Source organism: Mycobacterium sp. SMC-11 (assembly GCF_046250095.1).
In the GTDB taxonomy this organism is placed as follows: domain Bacteria; phylum Actinomycetota; class Actinomycetes; order Mycobacteriales; family Mycobacteriaceae; genus Mycobacterium; species Mycobacterium heraklionense_A.
In genome coordinates this window covers 1,370,127-1,392,719 of sequence record NZ_CP176430.1, presented here as the reverse complement: position 1 = coordinate 1,392,719, position 22,593 = coordinate 1,370,127, and the positions used below count along the sequence as shown (strand labels likewise).

Here is a 22,593-nt window from a genome sequence, read left to right as displayed (position 1 = left end):
CCTCACCCCAATCTGAATCTGCCCTGCGTCACTGTCGTGCAGTCGCCCGCCGAGCGTATCGGATGCCCGAACGCACTGTGGAACCACCTACAACACCATCTTAGACGGTGCTACTACCGCGTGTCGTAGGGGCCGTCTTCCGAGGCGCCGCCCCGGCGTAGCAACGGGATGAGCGTAACGACAATCGCGATGAGCATCGCACCCAACATCACCGCCCCGGTGTAGCGCGGGTCAAAGAAGATGGTGCCGGCCGCCCCGAATGCGACGATCGCCGTCCACAAGTAGATCAGCAGCACCACGCGGCGGTCGGAATGGCCGATCTGCAGCAACCGATGGTGCAGGTGCATCTTGTCCGGGCTGAAGGGGCTGAGCCCGGCGCGAGTACGACGGATGATCGCCAGCAGCACGTCCAGCGCCGGCACGCACATCACGGCCGCCACCAACAGGAACGGCGACAGCAGCGCGAAGACGTCGCGCGCGCCGTAGGCCGTTTGCGAGATCGGCCCGGCCGCGGTGGTAGACGCCGCGGCCAGCATCAGCCCGATCAGCATCGAACCGGAGTCGCCCATGAAGATCTTCGCCGGGCTGAAATTGTGTGGCAGGAAACCCAAACAAGCCCCGGCCAAGACCACCGAGATCAACGCGGGCGGGTAGAACAGCACGTCGCCGCCGTGATCCTGCAGCACGCCGACCGAGAATATGCAGATCGCCAGTGCGGTGATCAGCCCCAAGCCGGCAGCCAGCCCGTCAAGGCCGTCGACGAAGTTCATCGCGTTGACGATCGAGACCGTCAACGCCAGCGTCAGCAGGATCGACGACACCTGATCGAGCACCACGGTGCCGACGCCACCGATCGGGATGTAGAGCACGCTCCAGGCCACACCCATGGTGACAAGCACGCTGGCCGCGGTGATCTGGCCGGCGAACTTGGTCAGGGCGTCCAGGCCCCACTTGTCGTCGAGCAGACCGATTCCCATGATGACGCCGCCGGCCAGCACCACCGCCGGCATGCCGGTCGAGTAGACGAAGCCGCGGGTCAGGGCCGGCAGCTGCGAGGCCAGGAAGATCCCGGCGACGATGCCGACGTACATCGCCAGCCCGCCCATCCGCGGGGTGGGCTGCACATGGACGTCGCGTTCGCGCGGGTAGGCGACTGCGCCGATCCGGGTGGCCATCCAGCGGACGGGTCCGGTGGTGAAGTAGGTGATGATCGCGGCGGTCAAGCCGACCAGTGCGAGTTCTCGCAGCGGCACGCCGGCGCCGCGGTCGGCCAGAGCCAGCAGGCTGGTCACGGTGTTCCCGTCAGCGCGTCCGGATCCAGCCCCAGCACCGCGCCGATCTGTTCGGCGGAGACCGGTCCGGTGCGGACGATCCGCGGTGCGGGGCCGGTCAGATCGACGATCGTCGAGGCCGCACCTTGTTCGGCCGGCCCGGCGTCGAGGTAGACGTCGACGGACTCCCCCAGTTGACTTTGCGCTTCGCCTGCCGCGACGGCGGGCGACCCGCCGGAGACGTTGGCGCTGGACACCGCCATCGGGCCCACCGCCTTGAGGATCTCCAGGGCCACCGGGTGCAGCGGCATGCGCACCATGACCGTGCCGCGGGCTTCGCCGAGGTCCCACTGCAGCGACGGGGCCTGGGTGACGATCAGGCTGAGCGCGCCCGGCCAGAAGGCGCGGATCAGTTCCCGGGCGGTCTGCGGCACGATCAGGGCCAGCCCGTCGATGGAGTTCCACGACCCGACCAGCACGCCCACCGGCATGTCCCGGCCGCGTCGTTTGGCCGCCAGCAGCGCGGTCACCCCGGCGGCGTTGAAGGCGTCGGCACCGATGCCGTAGACCGTGTCGGTCGGCAGCACCACCAGGCGACCACCGCGCACAGCATCGATCGCCGCCGCGATTCCGGCCGCACGCTGGTCGGCGTCGGCGCAGTCGAAAACCTCTGTCATGGTTGATCGTTCCTGATCGCCGTCACGAACCGGAGCCGCCCAGTCAGGTCGGGCCGGGACACTACCTCGTCGAAGAATCCGGTGTCACGCACGGTTTGGACGGTGGCCGTCGGCGTGGTGTCGTCGTGTTCGACGGCGAACAGTCCACCGGGGCGCAGCAATCGCGCTGCCAGCTGGGCCAGCGGAGTGATCACCGACATTCCGTCCGGGCCGCCGAACAACGCGTGCTCCGGATCATGCTGGGCCACTTCGGGATCTAGCTCCACGCCGTCGGGAATATAGGGCGGGTTGCTGACCATCAGGTCGACTCGACCGTCGAGCTCCGACAGCAGCCCCGGCGTGGTCACATCGGCGTGGATCAGCTCCACCGACGTATCCGCACAGTTGCGCCGCGCGTAGTCCAACGCCGGTTCGGAGTCCTCGACCGCGAGGACACGGGCGCCGGGGAAACTGTGGGACAACGCGATCGCCAGTGCACCGGAGCCGGTGCAGGCATCGACGATCACCGGGTGCGTGCCGAGCGGTTGGGCCGCAGCCTGTTTCAGCACCCAGTCGAGCAGCGCTTCGGTTTCCGGCCGCGGGATGAATACGCCCGGACCGACCTGCAGCAGCACCGGGCCGAACGCCGCGGTACCGATCAGGTGCTGCAGCGGGATCCGAGAGCTGCGTGCGGCGACCAATTCCCGGTACCGCCCGTAGAACTCGTCGTCGGGTGAATCCAGCAGTGCCAGCCGGCCTCGGTCGGTACCGGCCGCGTGGGCGGCGAGCTCTTCAGCGTCGTAGCGGGCGGAATCGATCCCGGCATCAGCGAAAAGCGCTGCAGCGGAATCTATCGCGTCCCTAATTCGGCTCACGCCGTCCCCTGTAACCGGGTTTCCTTATCGGCGGCTGCCAACGCGTCGAACATCGGATCGAGATCCCCGTCGAGGACCTGGTCGAGGTTGTGCGCCTTGTAGCCGATGCGGTGGTCGGTGATCCGGTTTTCCGGGAAGTTGTAGGTGCGGATGCGCTCGCTGCGGTCCACGGTGCGGATCTGGCTGGCCCGATCGGCCGAGGCATCCGCCTGGGCCTGCTCCTCGGCAACCGCCTGCAGCCGGGCCGCCAAGACCTGCAATGCACGGGCCTTGTTCTGCAGCTGCGACCGCTCGTTCTGGCAGGTCACCACAATCCCGGTCGGCAGGTGGGTGATTCGCACCGCGGAGTCGGTGGTGTTGACGCCCTGGCCGCCCTTGCCGGAGGACCGGTAGACGTCGATACGCAGGTCCGACTCGTCGATGGACACCTCGGCGACCTCTTCGGGCTCGGGGTAGACCAGGACGCCGGCCGCCGAGGTGTGGACGCGGCCCTGCGATTCGGTCACCGGCACGCGCTGCACGCGGTGCACCCCGCCCTCGAACTTCATCCGCGACCACACGCCGTCGGCGCTGTCGCCCTTGCTCGCGATGGTCAGGGTGGCGTCTTTGTAGCCGCCGAGGTCGGAGGTGGTCTCGTCGAGGACGGTCACCTTCCAGCCCTGGCGTTCCGCGTAGCGGATATACATCCGGGCCAGGTCGGCGGCGAACAATGCCGATTCCTCGCCGCCTTCGCCGGATTTGACCTCGAGCACGATGTCGTCGGCGTCGTGCGGGTCGCGGGGCGCCAGCATGTCGGTGAGTGCGGTGTCCAGCTCGGCGACGCGCGCCTCCAGCTCCGGGACCTCGGCGGCGAACGACGCGTCGTCGGCGGCCAATTCCCGGGCGGCCTCGAGGTCGCCGCGGGCCGACTCGAGCTTGCGGTGGGTGGCGATGATGGGCGCCAGTTGGGCGAAGCGCCGACCGGCCCGACGGGCCTCGGTCGGGTCGTTGTGCAGTTCGGGATCCGACAGCTGCGTTTCCAGGGCGGCGTGCTCGGCCAGCAGGGCGTCGATTCCCTGAGTGCTTTGGGTCATCTCACCTCCATCCCCGAACGCAAACCGACGCCCGGATGACGTGCTGGCACGTTCCGGGCGTCGGTGAGGGAGCTACTTGTCGTCGGCTGCTGCAGCTGCTGCGGCACCGGCGTTGCGCTTGCCGTAGCGCTTCTCGAAGCGCGCGACGCGGCCGCCGCTGTCCAGGATCTTCTGCTTGCCGGTATAGAACGGGTGGCACTGCGAGCAGACCTCGACCACGATGTGGCCGCTCTCCTTGGTGCTGCGGGTGGTGAAGCTGTTGCCACAACCGCAGACCACGGTGGTCTCGCCGTAGGCGGGGTGAATGCCAGATTTCATGATGTCCTCTTCAATCGTCGGCCGCCGGGTCGCCCGCCTTCGAATGTGGGCGGACGTGAACCGGAACCTGAGGTGTTCGATTATGCCAGCTACGCTGTCGCCCCCCAAAACGCCGGGAGGCTCCCGCGCATTCCGGTTAGTCGTTGTCCATTCCCGGCGTGGTCTTGGAAACCTGCACCAGGAACTCGTAGTTGTTCTTGGTCTTGCGCAGCTGGCTCATCAGCAGGTCGATGGCCTGGTGCGAGTCCAGGCCGGACAGCAGTCGACGCAGCTTGTGCACGATCGCGAACTCGTCCGGCGAGAGCAGCAGCTCGTCCTTGCGGGTGCCCGACGGGTTGACGTCGACGGCCGGGAACACCCGGCGCTCGGCGATCTTGCGGTCCAGCTTGAGCTCGGCGTTACCGGTGCCCTTGAACTCTTCGAAGATCACGGTGTCACCGGTGGAGCCGGTCTCCACCATCGCGGTGGCGATGATGGTCAGCGAACCGCCGTCCTCGATGTTGCGGGCCGCGCCCAGGAACCGCTTGGGCGGGTAGAGCGCGGTGGAGTCCACACCACCGGACAGGATGCGGCCCGACGCCGGGGAGGCGTTATTGTAGGCACGACCCAGCCGGGTGATCGAGTCCAGCAGCACGACGACGTCCTTGCCCTGCTCGACCAGGCGCTTGGCCCGCTCGATGGCCAGCTCGGCGGCCTGGGTGTGGTCTGACGGCGGCCGGTCGAAGGTCGAGGCGATGACCTCACCCTTGACCGAGCGCTGCATGTCGGTGACTTCTTCGGGACGCTCGTCGACCAGCACCACCATCAGGTGGCACTCGGGGTTGTTGCGGGTGATCGCGTTGGCGATGTCCTGCATGATCGTGGTCTTACCGGCCTTGGGCGGTGACACGATCAGGGCACGCTGCCCCTTGCCGATCGGCATGATCAGGTCGATGACGCGGGTGGTCAGCTTCTCCCCTGAGGTTTCCAACCGCAGCCGCTGGTTCGGGTACAGCGGGGTCAGCTTGGAGAACTCTGGACGCTTACGGGCGTCCTCGACGGGGCCGCCGTTGACCGAGTCCAGCCGCACCAGCGGGTTGAACTTCTGCCGCTGGTTGGGCTGGTCACCGTCGCGGGGCACCCGCACGGCACCGGTCACCGCGTCGCCGCGGCGCAGCCCGTTCTTGCGAACCATGTTCATCGAGACGTAGACGTCGTTGGGGCCGGCCAGGTAGCCCGAGGTACGCACGAACGCGTAGTTGTCGAGCACATCGAGGATGCCCGCGACCGGCTGGACGACGTCGTCCTCGCGCAGCTCGGCGTCGCCGCCGGCGCCGCCACTTTCGCCGCCACGCTCGCCACGGCGACGCCGGTCACGGAACCGACGGCCACGCCGGCCACCGCGTCCTTCGTCGTCGTCGCCACCGCCACGGTTGGACTGGTCGCCGCCCTGGTCGTCGTTCTTGGACTGCGCGGCTTCGTCGGTCTTGGCGTCGGTTTTCGCGTCGGCCTTGGGCTCGCTCTTGGCGCCCTCGCGCTCGCGGCGTCCACCGGACTGCTCGGCCTTGTCGGACTTGTCGGCCTTGTCGTCGTTGCGGCCCTGCTTGCGCGCCTCGCCCTGGGTCTCGGCCTCGGCCGGCTTGTCCTGCTCTGCCGGCTTCTCGGACTCTCCGCCATTGGCGGCGGGCGAACCGGTCGCACGGCTGGCGCCACGGCGTTCGCGGCGGGGCGGGGCCGCCGGAGCGTCCGCCTCGTTGGCCGCGGCAGGCTCGGCACCATTGGCCGCGCCGTTGGCGGGTTGCTCGCTGGTCTGTGTCTTCGTCTTCGGCGCTTCGGCGCCACTGCCGCCGTTGCCCCCGTTGCCGGAGACCTCGCGGATGGCGGCAATCAGTTCGCTCTTGCGCATGCCGGAGGAGCCCTTGACACCGACGCGGTTGGCCAGCGCCCGCAGTTCGGGCAGCACCATCGCCGACAGCGAGCTGTCGGAGGGGGCGGTGGCCGCACCGTTGTCGGGCGCCGAAGCGGGAGCGGACTCGGTAGTGGCCGACGTCGCGGCGGTCTCCGGGGCGGACGGCGCGGCGTCACTACCGCCGGCGGCTGCGTCCTGGCTGGTCTCGGAAGTGCTCGGGGGGGTCGGCAGCGATTCCTGATCGGTGCTGCCTTCAGCCGTGAAGAGGTCCGTTTCGGTCACGGATTTCCTTTCTTCCCTCGTCGGTTTTCTCACGCGAGGGGCTTGGTTGCATTCAGCGGACTCGCCGAGTGCGTGTCACCGTCGACTGTTTAACGGTGTAGCCCGTATCGACGGCGTCGTAACGCAAACCGTCAGCTACGGGAAGAATTTGGTGGCATCCCGGTTGACATCACATTCTGAAAACAGGTGCTGATGCCGCGAATGCGGGACGGGACCGAGGATAGCCCGCTTCTGTGCTCGACGCAACAGATGGTTTGCTGCGCGGCTCAACCCGGTACCGCCACCCCGGAGTTCCACCTGACCGCGTCGCCGACCGGCATCTCGGTGACGTTGAACACACGAGCCTCCGGCGACTCCAGCACCGCGGCGGGCAGTTGGGCCGCTGTCGTCAGCGCGATCACCGCAGGTCCAGCGCCGGAAAGCACCGCTGCGATGCCGTGCCGACGCAGCAACTCCAGGAATGCCGCCGACTCCGGCTGCGCGGCGCCGCGCTGCGGCTGGTGCAGCACATCCTCGGTGGCCGTCAGCAGCAGGTCGGGCCGCTCGGTCAGCGCCACCACCAGCAGCGCCGCCCGGCTGACATTGAACCGGGCATCGCGGTGGCTGACCTGCTCGGGCAACAAAGCCCGGGTCTCGGCAGTCGACGAACGCAGTTGCGGGATCGCCGGGAACAGATGGATGTCGGGGTGCAGCCGCAGCGGCGCCGCCGCATAGTCGACCCGGCCGTCTGCTGCTTTTGCTGTCCACGAAACCACGGCGCCGCCCAGTACGGCGGCCGCAGCGTTATCGGGGTGGCCTTCGAACTCCGAGGCCAGCTGGATCAGCTGAGTTTCGGACAGGCCGGGCCGATCAAGTTGCGTGACAAGACCATTGACCACGGCGAGCCCACCGACCACCGCGGCGGCCGAGGAGCCCAGGCCACGCTGATGCGGGATCGCATTGCGGCAGCGCACCACCATGCCGGGTGCCTCGACACCCGCCTCGCGCATGCCGCGCAGGATGCCTTGCACCACAAGGTGATCCGAGGTAAGCGGAACCTGACCGGCGCCCTCCCCCTCGACCTGCACCACCAGACCGGACTCGACCGTCTCGACGATCACCTCGTCGTAGAGGCCCAGCGCCAGACCCAGGCTGTCGAAGCCGGGGCCCAGGTTGGCGCTCGACGCCGCAACCGCGACGCTGGCCGTCAACCCGGTCGGCAACAACTGAACCACTAGGCCAGCCCCAATTCGGCGACCACAGTGGCCGCGTCGACGGGAACCGCGGTCACCTCGGGCATGTCCTTGAGCGCGGTGTCGGGGTCCTTGAGCCCGTTGCCGGTCACGGTGCACACCACGGTCGAACCGCGCGGCACCCAGCCGTCCTCCACCGACTTGAGCAGCCCGGCGATGCTGGCCGCCGAGGCGGGCTCGACGAATACACCCTCGGTCTGCGCCACCAGGTGGTAGGCGGCCAGAATCTCGTCGTCGGTGGCGGCCAGGAACCGTCCACCCGAATCCACCTGCGCTTCAACGGCCTGCGTCCAGGAGGCCGGCGAGCCGATGCGGATCGCGGTGGCGATGGTCTCCGGGTTCTTAACCGGCTCACCGAGCACCAGCGGTGCGGCCCCGGCAGCCTGGGTGCCCAACATCTTCGGCAGCTTCTCGGTCAGGCCGTCGGCGAAGTACTCGCGGTAGCCCTTCCAGTACGCGGTGATGTTGCCGGCGTTGCCGACCGGCAGCGAGTGGATGTCGGGCGCGGTGCCCAGTGCGTCGACGATCTCGAAGGCCGCCGTCTTCTGGCCTTCGATGCGCACCGGGTTGACCGAGTTCACCAGAGAGATGGTCGGGAAGTCGGTGGCCATCTTGCGGGCCAGCTCCAGGCAGTCGTCGAAGTTGCCGTCGATCTGAATGATCTTGGCGCCGTGCATGACTGCCTGCGCGAGCTTGCCCATCGCGATCTTGCCCTGCGGGATCAGCACCGCGCAGGTGATGCCGGCGCGGGCGGCGTAGGCGGCCGCCGATGCCGAGGTGTTGCCGGTCGAGGCGCACAGCACCGCCTTTTGGCCGCGGGCGACCGCGTCGGTGACGGCCATCGTCATGCCGCGGTCCTTGAACGAGCCGGTGGGGTTGAGCCCTTCGACCTTCAGGTGCACCGTGCAGCCGGTCTGCTCGGAGATCCGCTTGGCGTGGATCAGCGGGGTGCCGCCCTCGTGCAGGGTGATGGCCGTCCAGTCGTCGCCGATGGGAAGCCGATCGCGGTAGGCGCCGATCAGGCCGGGCCAGGGGCGGTGGATCGGTGTCCGGGTGGAGCTCACTGGTCTGTTCCTTCCAGTCGTAGCACGCTGGCGATCCGCTGGACTGCGTCCAGGTCAGCCAGCGCCGCAACGGTTTTCGACAATGCTGCGTCGGCAGCCCGGTGGGTGACCACCACGATCCGAGCGCCGATCAGTTGGCCATCGTTGTCGGCCACGCCCTCCTGGCGCACCTCGGCGATGCTGACGCCGTGGGCGGCGAACTCGGCTGCCACCGTGGACAGCACACCCGGCTTGTCGGCGACGTCCATGCTCACGTAGTAGCGGGTCTGCACGTCACCGATCGGGGCGATGGCCAGCTGGGCGTACTTGGATTCACGCGGCCCGCGCCCGCCCTGCACCCGGTTGCGGGCGGCCATCACCAGATCACCGGTGACCGCCGATGCGGTCGGCGCGCCGCCGGCACCCTGGCCGTAGAACATCAGCCGACCGGCCGCCTCGGCTTCGACCACCACCGCGTTGAAGGCCCCGTTGACCGTGGCCAGTGGGTGGGTCAGCGGCACCAGCGCCGGGTATACCCGGGCCGAAACCCGCTGCTGCCCATCACTGGTGGTGATGCGCTCGCAGATGGCCAGCAGTTTGATCGTGCAGCCCAACGCCCGGGCCGTGGTGAAGTCCGCCGGGCTGATGCTGGTGATGCCCTCCCGGTAGACGTCGTCGGCGGTCACCCGAGTGTGGAAGGCGATCGATGCCAGGATCGCGGCCTTGGCGGCGGCGTCGTAGCCCTCCACGTCGGCGGTCGGGTCGGCCTCGGCGTAGCCCAGCGCACTCGCATCGGCCAGCGCGGCGGTGTAGTCGGCGCCGGTGGAGTCCATTTCGGACAGGATGTAGTTGGTGGTGCCGTTGACGATGCCGGCCACCCGCAACACGGTGTCGCCGGCCAGCGACTGGGTCAGCGGCCGGATCACCGGGATGGCGCCGGCGACGCTGGCCTCGAAGTACAGGTCCACCCGCGCGTTCTCGGCGGCCTCGGCCAGCTCCCCGGTGGACCGCGACAGCAGGGCCTTGTTCGCGGTGACGACGGATTTGCCGTGCGCGATCGCCGACAGGATCGCCTTGCGGGCCGGTTCGACCGGGCCCATCAGCTCCACGACGATGTCGACGTCGCTGCGCGACACCAAGCTGTCGATGTCGTCGGTGAGCAATTCCGCTGGCACGCCGCGGTCGTCCGCCACCCGGCGCACACCGACCCCGCGCAGCACCAGCGGTGCGCCGATGCGCGCGGCCAGATCATCAGCGCTGGCCTCGAGAATGCGTACGACTTCACTGCCGACGTTGCCCAAGCCGAGGACTGCCACCCCTATGGGGGCCCCGGACACCTGCGAACCGGACACTTTTTACCCCACCTCCAGGCTGATCAGGTCTTCGACGGTCTCCCGGCGCAGCATAAGGCGGGCTTTCCCGTCACGTACCGCCACCACCGCCGGGCGGGTGAGCAGGTTGTACCTGCTCGACATCGAGTAACAGTAGGCGCCGGTGGCGGCCACCGCGATCAGGTCACCGGGCACCATGCCTACGGGCACCCAGGTGTCACGGACAATGATGTCGCCGCTCTCGCAGTGCTTGCCGACGATGCGCCCCAACTCCGGCAACGCTCCTGCTTCTCCGAGGCCCGGTAGGCCTCGCGAGACCAGCCGCACGTCGTAGTGCGCGTCATACAGCGCCGGCCGGATGTTGTCGCTCATGCCGCCGTCGACGCTGACGTAGCGGCGATGGCCGGTGGCGCTGACGGCGACGTCCTTGACGGTGCCGACCTCATAGAGCGTGATGGTGCCCGGACCGGCGATGGCCCGACCGGGTTCGACGACCAGTTGCGGGGTGGGCAGGCCCACCGCGGCGGACTCGTCGCGCACGATCGCGGCCAGCTTGGCGGCCAGCTCGGCCATCGGCGGCGGGTCGTCCTGCGGCTGATACGAGATGCCCAGTCCCCCACCCAGGTCGATGACCGAGAGCTGCGCGGTCTTGTCGACACCGAACTCGGCGACCACATCGCGCAGCAGCCCGATGACCCGGTGAGCGGCCAATTCGAAGCCGGCGACGTCGAAGATCTGCGAGCCGATGTGGCTGTGCAGGCCGATCAGCCGCAGGTGCTCGGTGGCGAACACCCTTCTGATGGCGTCCATTGCCGCACCGCTGGCCAGCGAAAGCCCGAACTTCTGGTCTTCGTGGGCGGTCGAGATGAATTCGTGGGTGTGGGCCTCCACACCGACGGTGACGCGCACCAGGACGTCCTGAGTTGTCCCGGCCGCCTTGGCGACCGCTTCGAGGCGGTCGATCTCGATGAGCGAGTCCACCACGATGTGGCCGACGCCGGCGTTGACCGCGGTCTCCAGTTCGGCGACCGACTTGTTGTTGCCGTGCAGGGTGATTCGCTGCGCGGGGAAGCCGGCGTGCAGCGCAACGGCCAGCTCTCCCCCGGTGGCGACATCCAGGCACAGGCCCTCTTGGTCGATCCAGCGCGCGATCTCACTGCACAGGAAGGCTTTAGCGGCGTAATGCACGTTGTCGCCCCCGCCGAACGCCTCGGCGATCTCGCGGCAGCGGCCCCGGAAATCGTCCTCGTCGATGACGAATAGCGGGGTGCCGAACTCGGCGGCCAGGTCGGTGACCTTGACCCCGGCGATCTGGGTGACGCCGTCGTCGCCGCGAACGGTATTGCGCGGCCAGACATTCGACGCCAACTGCAGCAGCTGCTGCGGAGTCTGGGGCCGCGGCGGCAGTCCGTCGTGCTGGATCTCTTCGGCGTGGCGAGGGCCCGCGGGGTGGACGTTCACATCCGCTCCGGTGCGCTCACGCCGAGGATGCCCAGCCCGTTGGCGATCACCTGGCGGGTGGCCTGACACAGCGCCAGCCGCGCGGCATGCAGCTCGCCGGGTTCCTCATCGCCCTGGGGCAGCACCCGGCAGCTGTCGTAGAACCGGTGGTAGTCGCCGGCAAGGTCTTCCAGGTAGCGGCAGACCCGGTGCGGTTCCCGCAGGGCGGCAGCGGTTTCCAGCACCCGGGGGAACTCCCCGAGGTTGCGGATCAGCGCGCCTTCCTTGTCGTGGCTGAGCAGCCCGAGGTTGGCGGTGTCGGGGGCCAGGCCCAGCTCGGCGGCGTTGCGGGCCAGCGCGGAGAGCCGCGCGTGCGCGTATTGCACGTAGTAGACCGGGTTTTCGTTGCTCGCCGAGGACCACAACGCCAGGTCGATGTCGATGGGGGTGTCCACCGAGGAGCGGGTCAGGCTGTAGCGGGCGGCGTCCACGCCGATGGCCTCGACCAGGTCGTCGAGGGTGATGACGGTGCCGGCGCGCTTGCTCATCTTGACCGGCTGGCCATCGCGCACCAGGTTAACCATCTGGCCGATCAGCACCTCGACAGTGGCCGGGTCGTCACCGAAAGCGGCCGCGGCGGCCTTGAGCCGGGCGATATAGCCGTGGTGGTCGGCGCCGAGCATGTAGATACACAGGTTGAAGCCGCGCTCGCGCTTGTCCAGGTAGTAGGCCAGGTCGCCGGCGATGTAGGCGGGCTTGCCGTCGCTTTTGATGACGACGCGGTCCTTGTCGTCGCCGTAGGCGCTGGTGCGCAGCCAGGTGGCGCCGTCTTTTTCGTAGATGTTGTCGTTGGCGCGCAGCCGCTCGATGGCCTGCTCGACGCGGCCGGAGGTGTGCATCGAGTCTTCGTGGGTGAAGACGTCGAAGTCGGTACCGAATTCGTGCAGCGACTTCTTGATGTGGGTGAACATCAGGTCGACGCCGATCTCACGGAACGTCTCCTGGGCGTCCGGGCTGTTCAGGGCGTCGGGCACCTTGGCCTGGATCTGGGCCGCGATGTCGGTGATATAGGCGCCGGCGTAACCGTCCTCGGGGGCGGGCTCGCCCTTGGCGGCGGCGATCAGCGAGTTGGCGAACCGGTCGATCTGGGCGCCGTGGTCGTTGAAATAGTACTCGCGGGTGACCGCGGCACCCTGGGTGCTCAGCAGCCGGCCCAGTGCGTCACCGACCGCGGCCCACCGGGTGCCACCGATGTGGATGGGGCCGGTGGGGTTGGCCGAGACGAACTCCAGGTTGACGTTGAGTGCGCCGAGGGAGTCGGTGTGGCCGTAGCTTGTGCCGGCGCTGATGATGTTGGCGACCACGGCGCCCTGCGCGGAGGCCTCGATGCGCAGGTTCACAAACCCCGGTCCCGCGATCTCGGCCGCGGCGATCCCGTCGGCCTGCACCAGCGCCTCGGCCAGCCAGCCGGCCAGCTCGCGCGGGTTGACGCCCACCTTCTTGCCCAGCTGCAGGGCCAGGTTGGTGGCGTAATCACCGTGTTCGGGGTTGCGCGGCCGCTCGACTGTCACCGTCGCGGGCAGCGCGGCGGTGTCCAGGTCATGTTCGGCCAGCACCGCGGCGGCGGTGTTCTTGAGCAATTCGGCCAGATCGGCGGGGGTCACGAGGCCCCATCCTATGGTCTTACGTGGTCAGGCCCCGAATCCGTCCGGTTCTCGGGTCCGGGCAATCATGCGCTAGTCTGTCAAAGCCCACCTGGCGCCCGTTTGTACGTGCGCCCCCGTAGCTCAGGGGATAGAGCGTCTGCCTCCGGAGCAGAAGGCCGCAGGTTCGAATCCTGCCGGGGGCACTTAGCTCGAAATCTCTGTCTAGACGTCCTCGAAATCTCTGTCTTGACGTTCAAGTCGACTCTGACCTTTCGCTAGTGCAGCCCCAGAAAAGGGGCCCATCTACCCGTTTGCGCGCTGAGGTCATACCCGCTTACCGGCACGGTCCACACAGCAGGCGTACAGCCCACGGCTCACATCGACGGTTCCTAGAAGTAACCCACGGACCCGTTCCGAGGAATGGACGCCATGGCTTTGGCGGAGTGCACGGGAGATACACCTTGACTCCGCTTTCCGGGCCGTTAGTAGACTTCCTTCCGGCGGGCCACGCTCACGCGATTCGGCACACACAGACGAAGTGGACGGGAGACTTGCATGGTCAGCATCATCAAGCACGCTGGAGCGATGGCAACGGTTGTGTCAGCGATCAGTTGCTGTGCGTCGTTGGCGGCGCTAGCCGCCCCTACTGCGTCGGCCGACAACGAATCATTTCTCGCCGCGATGGATGCGCTTGGGGCGACTTCTGCAAAGGGAGACGATGGATTGCTGAGGACGGGCAAGTCTGCGTGCTCGATGCTGGCTCCGAGTGCCGGCCTGATGTTCGGCCGTAATCCAAACTGGGTCGCGCAGACGATTTGGGAACAGAACCCCCGACTCGAACGCAACGGGGCCGCTCTTCTCGTGAACGCCGCGATCGATAACTTGTGCCCCGGGGTGAACCCCCTCGGGTACGCGGCAGTCGACGGTCCCAGCGATCAACCTCCTCCAGCAACCCCCTAGATCACACACGGGACAACACGACCCGTCCATCGGTTCCCCAATCGACGGTATGCGCGAGTCCACGATCGGTGGCGCTATCTCAACCGTCGATCCAGTCGGTCAGCCCAACAGCGCAGGCAGGGGAACGTGCATCAAGCCGCATGCCGCACGGAGTAATTCAGCTTCCGACGCTGTCACGGTGCCGTCGTGCAGAACCGATTCCACCATCGCTTCGACGAGTGCTTGCTTCGCCCTGGGGTCCAAGGCGTCGAGGGCGGCCCAGCCTTCGTCGAGGGTCTGCTGCCAGCTCAAGCGGCGCGGGTTCTCGGGCCTGGCGGTATCGCCGTAAAGTCGTTGCAGCGCAATGTCCAAAGACTGTGCCGCCACGTTTTGGTCGGCGCCCCCCGCGACCGCGAGAGTCGCCAGCAGGGTTGTCACCACCGGACGCACACCGGTGAGCGAATCGCTGCCTACCTTGCTCCGGCGAGCCGGGTCGTTGGTATCGAGCACGTAGTTCCAGACCAGGCGGGTCAGGCAGTATTCGAACATCGTCACCTTCTCGTCGGCGACGGCGAGCGCGTTCAGCACCGCGATGAGCGCGTCCTGTTCGGCACGAGAGTGGGTGGCGATCTGCGGCAAAGCGAGCGCGACGACCGGGAGCCGAAGTTCGTGCGGCAGCGCCCGCATCCGGTCGGCGAGGGCGGCGGCTTCCCGCGCCTGCGTCGGCCCCAGACGTTCGGTCACCGAGGCGAGCTGACGGGAGTGCAGACCCCCGCCCGACGGCGCGAGGAGCAAAGCGATGACGGCCGCGGGGGCCGTGGTGGGCTGGCTGGCCAGCGCGCGGACATCGTCAGGAATCCGCGCATGCAGTGCCGCGCCGTACTTCAGGTCGGCCGGAGTGAAAGTGCCTGCACGAGACACGATTTGCTCGGGGCTGGTGCGCCAGCCGGCATTGGGGAGTTGCTCTGGTGCGGGTGTCGGACGGCCGAGCGCCGTTCCGGCTGGGCCGAAACCCGCGGCGACGTCCTCGGCCAGGCCGTCGGGTGCCTGATTGGCGTACCGCTGCTGTAGTTCGGCGATTTCGCCGGGGTCGAAGTCTGGGTTGAGCGCCCTGATCCGGTCGGTGAGTGGCGGATGCGTAGCGAACAACGACGTGAACGACCGTCGCACGCCTTCTCCGAACAGCATGTGGCTGACCTCGGCCGCATTGCGGGAGTTGCGCAGCCGCGAACCGGTCGCTATGCCGCCAATCTTTTTCAGTGCGCCTTCGAGGCCGTCGGTCTGGCGCGTGAACTGCACCGCCGACGCGTCAGCCAGCCACTCCCGTTGCCGTGATACCGCAGCCTTGATCACGTTGGCGAAGAACACGCCGACGTAGCCGAGCACCATCATCGCGAACGCGAACGCAACGAGGGGCAGTGCGCGCTTGCTGTCACTCCCGCGGCCGCCGAACTGCAGTACGCGCAGGCCGATCATTCCGATCAGCAGAATTCCGCTGAGTAGTCCGATGAGTCGAATGTTCAGCCGCATATCACCGTTGAGGATGTGGCTGAACTCGTGAGCGATGACACCCTGCAATTCGTCACGGTTGAGTTGCGCCAGGGCTCCACCTGTCACCGCGATGGCAGCATCGGCAGTCGTGAAACCCGCGGCGAAGGCGTTGATTCCGGGTTCACCCGGCATGACAAACAAACGGGGCGCAGGCACGCCGGACGCCAGCGACATCTCCTCGACGACGTTGACGTACCTACGCAACTGCGGGTCGGTCGTGGTCGGGTCCACGGGCACCGCGCCGACGGCCGCGGCGACAGCAGCGCCCCCCTGGCGCAGCGAAATTGTCTTGAACAGCGTTCCACCTGTGATGACCAAAAGCGTGATTGCGGTGACGACGATGACGATCGCAAGAATCGATGATGCATCGATCCCGTTGTAATCGTTTGAAAGATAGAGCATTGCAGTCACCGCGGCGGCATCGATCGCCGCGACCAACGCCATCACCGCAGCCCCGAAGAGAAACACCAGCTTCAGCGTGGTTCCCTTGGCGGCCCGCTGGTGCTCGAAGAAGTTCATGGCCGCCGGTCGGTCAGAACTGAACCTTCGGCGCGTCCCGCATCTCCGGGTGTTCCGGCGGGATCTCGAGCAGGGCGGCCGGAGCAAAGTTGAACATGCCGGCATAGACATTGCCGGGGAACGTCTCACGCCGGTTGTTGTAGCTCATCACCGCGTCGTTGTAGGCCTGGCGGGCGAACGCGACCTTGTTTTCCGTGGAGGTCAGTTCCTCCGACAGTTGCATCATGGTCTGGTTCGCCTTGAGGTCGGGGTACTGCTCGACCACCAGGTTGAGCCGGCTCAGCGCGCCGTTGAGTGCCTGCTGCCCCTGGGCCAACTGCTGCATCGCCGCCGGGTCACCGGGATTGGCCTGGGCAGCGGCAAGGCCGTTCATCGCGGCGCCACGCGCATTGACGACGGCCTCCAGGGTCTGGCGCTCATGCGCCATGTACGCCTTGGCGGTTTCGATCAGGTTGGGAATGAGGTCGAAGCGACGCCGCAACTGAACGTCGATCTGGGCGAAGGCGTTCTTGTATGCGTTGCGTGCCCGAACCAGCCCGTTGTAGCCCGCGATCACCAACATCGCGAGGAGCAGAAATATGACAACGACGACGATGATTCCGATGGTGAGCTCCACGAGGCATACCTCCAAAGAGTCGGCCTTGCCGCACTTGTGCGGTTTTCGGCGAAGCGTAACCGCTGAAAGACCAACGCAGGTCCGTTCGGAGGCTTCGGCCGCTTCGCTCGCCGCGACGGCTCGCCATATCCGAGCCCGGAGGAGATCTCGGGGGCCTCGCCCTCACCCGGCGCATCCACTTGCTCCTACGGAGCGCCGCCGGGCTTGGCGGCACCGCCATGGCCACCGCTGTGGGATTCGGCGTAGTCGCGATGGCCCCGAAGCCGGGTCTACCGAACCAAAGATCGCCATTCCCAGTTCGCTCACAGCACAAATCACCCCGGGAGACGCCTCCCGAAACTAAGGTCGGCTAAGTGACGATTCGCCTTGGCTTCCAGATCCCCGACTTCTCCTACGGCACCGACGTTTCGGAGCTGTTCCCCACCGTCATCGCCCAGGCCCGCGAGGCCGAGGCCGCCGGGTTCGACGCGGTCTTGGTGATGGACCACTTCTATCAACTACCGCAGCTGGGTTCGCCCGATGAGCCGATGCTCGAGGCCTACACCGCCCTGGGTGCGTTGGCGACCGCGACCGAACGGGTGCAGCTGGGCACGCTGGTCACCGGCAACACCTACCGCAACCCGGCCCTGCTGGCCAAGATCATCACCACGCTCGATGTGGTCAGCGCCGGCCGCGCCATCCTGGGCATCGGCACCGGCTGGTACGAGCTCGAACACGACCAACTGGGTTTCGAGTTCGGCACCTTCACCGACCGGTTCCACCGGCTCGACGAGGCGCTACAGATCATCCTGCCGATGATCCGCGGCGAGCGGCCCACCTTCGAGGGCAAGTGGTACCGCACCCGCGAGGCGATGGCCGAACCCCGCTTCCGCGACCACATTCCGCTGCTGATCGGCGGCAGCGGCGAGAAGAAGACGATCCCGCTGGCCGCACGTCACTTCGACCACCTCAACCTCATCACCGGATTCGACCAACTGCCTCAGAAAGTGGACGCGATCCGGCGCAGCTGCGACGAGGTCGGCCGCGACCCGGCGACCCTGGAGACGACCATGCTGCTCACGGCTGTGGTCGATCCGAGCGTCTCCATCGATCAGATTCCGGCCGAGCGGGCTCAGCGGGTGGCCATAGGCAGCCCCGAATCGATCGCCGAGCAGATCAAGACCAAGGTGCTCGATGCCGGCGTGGGCGGGGTGACCATGAACATCCCCGGTTACACCCCCGGGGTGATCACCAAGGTGGGAGCGGCATTGCGCGCGGTGCTCGACGCCTGACCATAAGTGAAGTCAACCATCCAAGTTAACTTCACTTAGATAATTAAGTGAAGTTAAACTGTACGGGTGACTTCACTTCGTCCTGTCACCTACGAGGACGTGCGTTGGGAACCCCAGGGGGTTCGCTACGCCAGCACCGCGCTGCCGCAGTACGGCACCTACCACCCCGCGGTGCCGGCCAGCATCGCCGAGTTGGCCCTGGATCTGCCGCCGTCCGTCATCGCCGAAGCCGAAGCCGCCAGCCATGCGATCACCCGCTTCGACGCCGAACTCGGAAGTGAAATCGCACCGTTCGCCGCCGTACTGCTGCGATCCGAATCGGCCGCCAGTTCCCAGATCGAGAACCTGACGGCGTCCTCGCGCGCAATCGCCGAAGCCGAACTGACCGGCCACAGCTCCAAGCGCAACGCGGAGATGATCGTCGCCAACACTGCAGCCATGCAGGCGGCAATCGCCTTGTCCGAGAAGGTGGATGCTGATGCCATCCTGGCGATGCACCGCGCGCTGATGAGTAAGGAACCACGCCATACCCCTGGCGAATTCCGTACCGAGCCAGTGTGGATCGGGGGCGGTTCTACACCTATCGGTGTGACATTCGTCGGCCCGCGCCACGAACTGATCCCCGCAGCGATCACCGACCTGATCTCGTTCGCGCAGCGCTCGGACACGCCGGCCCTACCGCAGATCGCGGTGGCACACGCGCAATTCGAGACCATTCACCCTTTCACCGACGGGAACGGACGCACAGGCCGCGCACTGGTGCACGCCCTCTTGCGCAACAAGGGCATGACCCGCCAGGTGACGGTGCCGATCTCAGCAGGATTGCTCGCCGACACCGGTGCGTACTTCGCCGCGCTCACCGCCTACCGCGAAGGCGATGCGGCACCGATTGTTGAGCGCTTTGCCGAGGCCGCCCTCCTGTCTATCGCAAACGGACGAGAGCTGGTCGCCGAGCTTCGGGTAATCCGGGAGAGCTGGAACTCTCGCATCACCGCGCGAGCCGACTCGGCAGTGTGGAAAGTCGCCGACCTGTTGACCCGCCACCCCGTCGTCAACGCGGCGCTACTGGCTCAGGAGCTGGGCATCGAATCGACCAATGCCCACCGCTACCTCAACCCGCTGGCCGACGCGGGAGTCCTCGTCGCGACCACCAGTGGCCCCCGCAATCGGGTGTGGCGTTCGCCTGAGGTGCTCGCCGCGCTGGACGCGTTCGCCGAGCGGGCCGGGCGGCGCGCCTGAACCGCGGGCTCAGCCCAGCACCGTGTGCATCAGCATCACGTCGTAGGCGTTCCACAGCGACAGCGTGAAGTACACGTCCTTGCCGGTCGACCACGGATGCACGTAGGGCGCGTAGATGCCGCCGGGGATCTGGCCGGTGGGAATCAGCGTCTGCTCGGCGCTCCACGGCCCCTGGGGGGTGGGCGCGGTACGGGCAACGACGTCGTTGCCGCCGTTGCCGTACAACGCCAGGTATTGGCGCAGGTAGGTGTTGTACTGCACCGACATCTCGCCCACCGGGCCGGGGATCACCGGCGTGGCCGCAGCCGGATTGGCCGGCACCCAGGATCCGCTGTCCCCATTCCAGTACTGGTACTGGTTCAGGTCGGGAATGGCGCGCTCGGGCACCCGCGACAGGTACGCCGAACCGCCACGGCCGGAAGGGGTTCCGTAGGAGTACAGGTAGCCGTCGTTGCCGCGTAGGTACGCGCCCATCTGGAATTTCTCGTTACCGGGGACGAAACGCGCCCGCGGGACGTTCTCCGGCGAGGTCGAGCGCACCGTGCCCGGATAGACGCCCCACGTTTCGCCGTTGTCGTTGGAGACCGCGATTGCCGAGTAGTTGGTGGACCACTCACCGTCACGCCCCCACTGCTTGATGGACATGAAGTTCATGTACTGGTTGCCGGCGATCCCGATGGCGGCGGTGGGGATCATGCCCTCCTGGTGCGGAGCCAGTTGCACAGCGGGCAGGATCTGCTTGGAGAAGTTCGCCTGCCGCAGTGGCGAACCCGAGTACTTGTTGCCCACCGCTCCGGGCCCCACCGTGATCCCGTCCGCGAGGTTGTTGTCATTGCTGCGGAACAGCACATTTTGTCGCCACTGCTTGCCCTGGATGCGGCAGTAGCCGAACGTGTCGCCGAACGCGTAGAGGACCTGACGGTTGGCGGGATCGCCATTGTCCCAGGGGATTCCGAGGTCGGTGCCGGAGATGCCGAAGCGCTGCAGGGTTTGGTTGGGGCCGTTGGGTCCGGTCACCCACTCCACCAGCGACGTCTGCGCGCCGGCGATGGCGCCGGCGGCATCGGCCGTCGCCAGCCCCGGATCTGCGGCCGGTACGGGCTGGACGGGCTGCACCGGCTGGGCGACGTTCGGCACGGCTTGCCCACCGGGATTCGGCTGCGGCGGGACCACTCCGGCCTGTTGCCGGATCGTGCCGTTCGGGTTGATCAGCGCGGCGATCAGCGGGCCCAGTTTGGGCAGCGGCGCAGAGTCGTTAGTGCCGCGGGGCCGCCGCCCGGTGGGCAGCTGACCGGCTCCGGTGGTCGGTGAGCCCGGCGGCGGGTCGATGTTGGCTTCAGGAGCGTTGCAGGTGAGCGCGTTCGCCGACGCGAACTCGCTGGCGGCGACCATCCCCAGGACGACGACCGGCACCATTGCCGCCGAGACGATTCGACGTGTCGCCGACATGTCACACCTTTCCCAGGACCCGCCCCCGGGCCTCGCACCACTGTGACGATAGTGATTTCTGGGACCTCTGTGGCTGCCGGAGAACGATAGAGACGCATCCGTGACGGTGTCGCAATCAGCGGATTGCCCGCTCAGTCGGCCCGGTTGACCTCGGCGACCACCTCGGCTACGCAGCGCAGTTGGCCCAGGTCAGAGCTGGTCGGGATGAGGTGAACCTCGTCGGCGCCCACCGCCGCAAACCGGCGCAGCACCTGCGCCAGCTCGTCCTCGCTGCCGGCCCAGCCGGTCGTCGGCGCCATCGCCTCGACATATTCGGCGGGAATCCAGTTCATGTAGCGCAGCAGGTGCCGGCGCACCTGATCGCGGGCTTCGTCACGATCACCCAACGCGAACCAGAACGACGTCGCCAGATGCGGCTTGGCCCGGCCCGCCTGCTGCCAGGCGTCGCGGGCGACGTCGAACAGTTCGTTCTGCTTGGCTACGTCGAGGTCCAGGGTGGTGCCGGCCAGGCCTTCGGCCCAGGCCGCCGCGCTGCGCAGCGTCTTGGGGCCGATGGTGCCGACCAGCAGCGGCGGCCCGCCGGGTTGGGTGGGTTCCGGTCCGACCGGCAGCACCGATTCGGTGAGCTTCTCCCCCGCCCAGACGCGCCGCATGGTCGCCACCGCGGCGGCCAACTCGCCCATCTTTTGCTTCGCCGGATCGGCGCCGACGGCCCGGTAGTCCTCGTCGCGGCCGCCGATGCCGAGCCCGACGGTAAGCCGGCCCTGGCTGAGCAGGTCGGCGGTGGCCAGCGCTTTGGCGAGCATGACGGGGTCGTGCAGTTGCGGGACGATCACCGTGGTCACCAGACGCACCCGCTCGGTCCACGCCGCCAGCGCACCCAGCAGGGTCAGGCTGTCGGGGTTGGTGAAGGCGATTCGCTCGCCCCAACACAACGACGAGAACGGCCCGTCGTCGATCGCTCGTGCCCAGTCCCGCAGCAGCGTGGCGTCGAGATCCGGTTCCATCACTGGCATGGTCATTCCCACCTGCATGACCGCGATTGTGGCACGGGCGGCCTGCGCGGCCGACACTTGAGGAATGGGCATTTCGTTCAACCACACGATCGTGGCCGCACACGACAAGCAGGCGTCGGCAGCCTTTCTGGCCGAGCTGTTCGGCCTGCCCGCGCCGCAGCCGTTCGGGCACTTCGCGGTCGTCGCACTCGATCACCAGGCCAGCCTCGATTACGCCGATGTGGCCGCCGGCGAGCCGATCCGGCCGCAGCACTACGCATTTCTGGTCTCCGAGTCCGACTTCGATGCGATCTACGCCAAGATCTCCGAGCGCGGGCTGGAGCACTGGGCCGATCCGCGAGGTGAGCGCCCGGGCGAGATCAACCGCAACGACGGTGGGCGCGGCGTGTATTTCCGCGATCCCGGTGGCCACTACATGGAGATCCTCACCCGGCCCTACGGGTCGGGCTGACCGCCGAATCAGCCCGGCGTGTGGCCGCGCTGGCGCTCCTGGGTGCGGTAGTCGGCGGCCAAGTCGGCGACGTGCGCCGGCAGATCGCCCGATGCCACGTCGGCCAGGCTGGTCTGCTCGAGCACCGAACGCATGCTGGCCCGCAACGCCCGCCACACGTCGGTCAGTGCGGCGGTCGGCCCGGCGTAGGGCAGATCACCCATGCCGATGTCACGCACGCTGGCCAGCGGGCCGTCGATGCAGCGCAACACGTCGGCGACGCTGATCGCCGTGGCCGCGCGGGCCAGTTCGTAGCCGCCGTCGCGACCGCGCTGGCTACGCACCAGCCGGTCGGTGCGCAGATCGGACAAGATGTCGACGAGGAACTGCGCGGGAATGCCCTGCGCGGCCGCTATTTCGTCGGTCTTGACCAGGGCGCCGGGCTCGGCGGTGGCCAGTTGGACCATCGCTCGCACCGCGTACTCCGCCTTGGCCGACATGCGCATTG

Annotated in this window: 20 protein-coding genes and 1 tRNA gene; 5 read left to right on the top strand and 16 right to left on the bottom strand. The window is 67.4% G+C overall.

The annotated features are described in order from the left end of the window. Nucleotides 1-113 precede the first annotated feature (113 nt). The 11 genes from ACKY0X_RS06615 to argS form a co-directional block, all read right to left on the bottom strand. A complete protein-coding gene (locus ACKY0X_RS06615) occupies nt 114-1,292 on the bottom strand; it encodes a glycosyltransferase family 4 protein (RefSeq protein ID WP_409428796.1) in 1,179 nt (392 codons plus the stop codon). Then, nucleotides 1,289-1,948 carry an L-threonylcarbamoyladenylate synthase gene (locus ACKY0X_RS06610; RefSeq protein WP_409428795.1) on the bottom strand — a complete coding sequence of 220 codons (660 nt, stop codon included), beginning with the start codon at nt 1,946-1,948 and terminating at the stop codon, nt 1,289-1,291. Before ACKY0X_RS06610 ends, ACKY0X_RS06615 begins: the two co-directional genes overlap by 4 nt. Beyond that, a complete protein-coding gene (prmC, locus tag ACKY0X_RS06605) occupies nt 1,945-2,802 on the bottom strand; it encodes a peptide chain release factor N(5)-glutamine methyltransferase (protein WP_409428794.1) in 858 nt (285 codons plus the stop codon). The genes ACKY0X_RS06610 and prmC overlap by 4 nt, the downstream gene beginning before the upstream one ends. Next, nucleotides 2,799-3,875, bottom strand: a complete 1,077-nt coding sequence (prfA, locus tag ACKY0X_RS06600) for a peptide chain release factor 1 (protein ID WP_409428793.1) — start codon at nt 3,873-3,875, stop codon at nt 2,799-2,801. The genes prmC and prfA overlap by 4 nt, the downstream gene beginning before the upstream one ends. Before the next feature lie 72 nt (nt 3,876-3,947). Next, nucleotides 3,948-4,193 carry a 50S ribosomal protein L31 gene (gene rpmE, locus ACKY0X_RS06595; protein WP_065039845.1) on the bottom strand — a complete coding sequence of 82 codons (246 nt, stop codon included), beginning with the start codon at nt 4,191-4,193 and terminating at the stop codon, nt 3,948-3,950. Between the two features lie 136 nt (nt 4,194-4,329). After that, nucleotides 4,330-6,363 carry a transcription termination factor Rho gene (gene rho, locus ACKY0X_RS06590; protein ID WP_409428792.1) on the bottom strand — a complete coding sequence of 678 codons (2,034 nt, stop codon included), beginning with the start codon at nt 6,361-6,363 and terminating at the stop codon, nt 4,330-4,332. Between the two features lie 266 nt (nt 6,364-6,629). Then, nucleotides 6,630-7,577: a homoserine kinase gene (gene thrB / locus ACKY0X_RS06585; protein ID WP_409428791.1), complete on the bottom strand. Its 948-nt coding sequence runs from the start codon at nt 7,575-7,577 to the stop codon at nt 6,630-6,632. Next, on the bottom strand, nt 7,577-8,659 hold the full coding sequence (thrC, locus tag ACKY0X_RS06580) for a threonine synthase (RefSeq protein WP_024442330.1): 1,083 nt from the start codon (nt 8,657-8,659) through the stop codon (nt 7,577-7,579). The genes thrB and thrC overlap by 1 nt, the downstream gene beginning before the upstream one ends. Further along, the gene (locus tag ACKY0X_RS06575; protein ID WP_409429533.1) at nt 8,656-9,975 is read right to left on the bottom strand and encodes a homoserine dehydrogenase; all 1,320 of its coding nucleotides are present in this window, start codon (nt 9,973-9,975) and stop codon (nt 8,656-8,658) included. Before ACKY0X_RS06575 ends, thrC begins: the two co-directional genes overlap by 4 nt. 18 nt (nt 9,976-9,993) lie before the next feature. Then, entirely contained in the window at nt 9,994-11,376 is a 1,383-nt protein-coding gene (gene lysA, locus ACKY0X_RS06570; protein ID WP_409429532.1) for a diaminopimelate decarboxylase, read from the bottom strand. 50 nt (nt 11,377-11,426) lie between these two features. Further along, the gene (gene argS / locus ACKY0X_RS06565) at nt 11,427-13,073 is read right to left on the bottom strand and encodes an arginine--tRNA ligase (RefSeq protein WP_409428790.1); all 1,647 of its coding nucleotides are present in this window, start codon (nt 13,071-13,073) and stop codon (nt 11,427-11,429) included. A 112-nt stretch (nt 13,074-13,185) separates the two neighbouring features. Here argS and ACKY0X_RS06560 point away from each other — a divergent pair. Together ACKY0X_RS06560 and ACKY0X_RS06555 are read left to right on the top strand one after the other, a co-directional pair. Further along, nucleotides 13,186-13,258 (top strand) — tRNA-Arg (locus tag ACKY0X_RS06560). A gap of 352 nt (nt 13,259-13,610) precedes the next feature. Continuing rightward, the gene (locus ACKY0X_RS06555) at nt 13,611-14,015 is read left to right on the top strand and encodes a DUF732 domain-containing protein (RefSeq protein WP_409428789.1); all 405 of its coding nucleotides are present in this window, start codon (nt 13,611-13,613) and stop codon (nt 14,013-14,015) included. Between the two features lie 99 nt (nt 14,016-14,114). Here the strand turns inward: ACKY0X_RS06555 and ACKY0X_RS06550 are convergent, their stop codons facing one another. Both ACKY0X_RS06550 and ACKY0X_RS06545 read right to left on the bottom strand, forming a co-directional pair. Further along, nucleotides 14,115-16,064, bottom strand: coding sequence for a M48 family metalloprotease (locus tag ACKY0X_RS06550; RefSeq protein ID WP_409428788.1), 1,950 nt, complete (start codon nt 16,062-16,064; stop codon nt 14,115-14,117). A gap of 13 nt (nt 16,065-16,077) precedes the next feature. Next, nucleotides 16,078-16,680: a LemA family protein gene (locus ACKY0X_RS06545; protein ID WP_409428787.1), complete on the bottom strand. Its 603-nt coding sequence runs from the start codon at nt 16,678-16,680 to the stop codon at nt 16,078-16,080. 353 nt (nt 16,681-17,033) lie between these two features. Here ACKY0X_RS06545 and ACKY0X_RS06540 point away from each other — a divergent pair, with 353 nt between their 5' ends. Further along, the gene (locus ACKY0X_RS06540) at nt 17,034-17,951 is read left to right on the top strand and encodes an LLM class F420-dependent oxidoreductase (protein ID WP_409428786.1); all 918 of its coding nucleotides are present in this window, start codon (nt 17,034-17,036) and stop codon (nt 17,949-17,951) included. A 66-nt stretch (nt 17,952-18,017) separates the two neighbouring features. Continuing rightward, entirely contained in the window at nt 18,018-19,190 is a 1,173-nt protein-coding gene (locus ACKY0X_RS06535; RefSeq protein ID WP_409428785.1) for a Fic family protein, read from the top strand. Nucleotides 19,191-19,199: 9 nt separating this feature from the next. Here the strand turns inward: ACKY0X_RS06535 and ACKY0X_RS06530 are convergent, their stop codons facing one another. Together ACKY0X_RS06530 and ACKY0X_RS06525 are read right to left on the bottom strand one after the other, a co-directional pair. Next, the gene (locus ACKY0X_RS06530) at nt 19,200-20,639 is read right to left on the bottom strand and encodes a DUF4185 domain-containing protein (RefSeq protein WP_409428784.1); all 1,440 of its coding nucleotides are present in this window, start codon (nt 20,637-20,639) and stop codon (nt 19,200-19,202) included. A gap of 131 nt (nt 20,640-20,770) precedes the next feature. Further along, entirely contained in the window at nt 20,771-21,661 is an 891-nt protein-coding gene (locus ACKY0X_RS06525) for an LLM class flavin-dependent oxidoreductase (RefSeq protein ID WP_409429531.1), read from the bottom strand. 58 nt (nt 21,662-21,719) lie between these two features. Between ACKY0X_RS06525 and ACKY0X_RS06520 the strand changes: the two genes are divergently transcribed. Beyond that, nucleotides 21,720-22,106 (top strand): VOC family protein, encoded by a 387-nt coding sequence (locus ACKY0X_RS06520; RefSeq protein WP_409428783.1) that lies wholly within the window; start codon nt 21,720-21,722, stop codon nt 22,104-22,106. A gap of 8 nt (nt 22,107-22,114) precedes the next feature. On the opposite strand, the gene ACKY0X_RS06515 is transcribed toward ACKY0X_RS06520, so the two are convergent. Then, nucleotides 22,115-22,591, bottom strand: coding sequence for an RrF2 family transcriptional regulator (locus tag ACKY0X_RS06515; RefSeq protein WP_046286760.1), 477 nt, complete (start codon nt 22,589-22,591; stop codon nt 22,115-22,117). Nucleotides 22,592-22,593 lie beyond the last annotated feature (2 nt).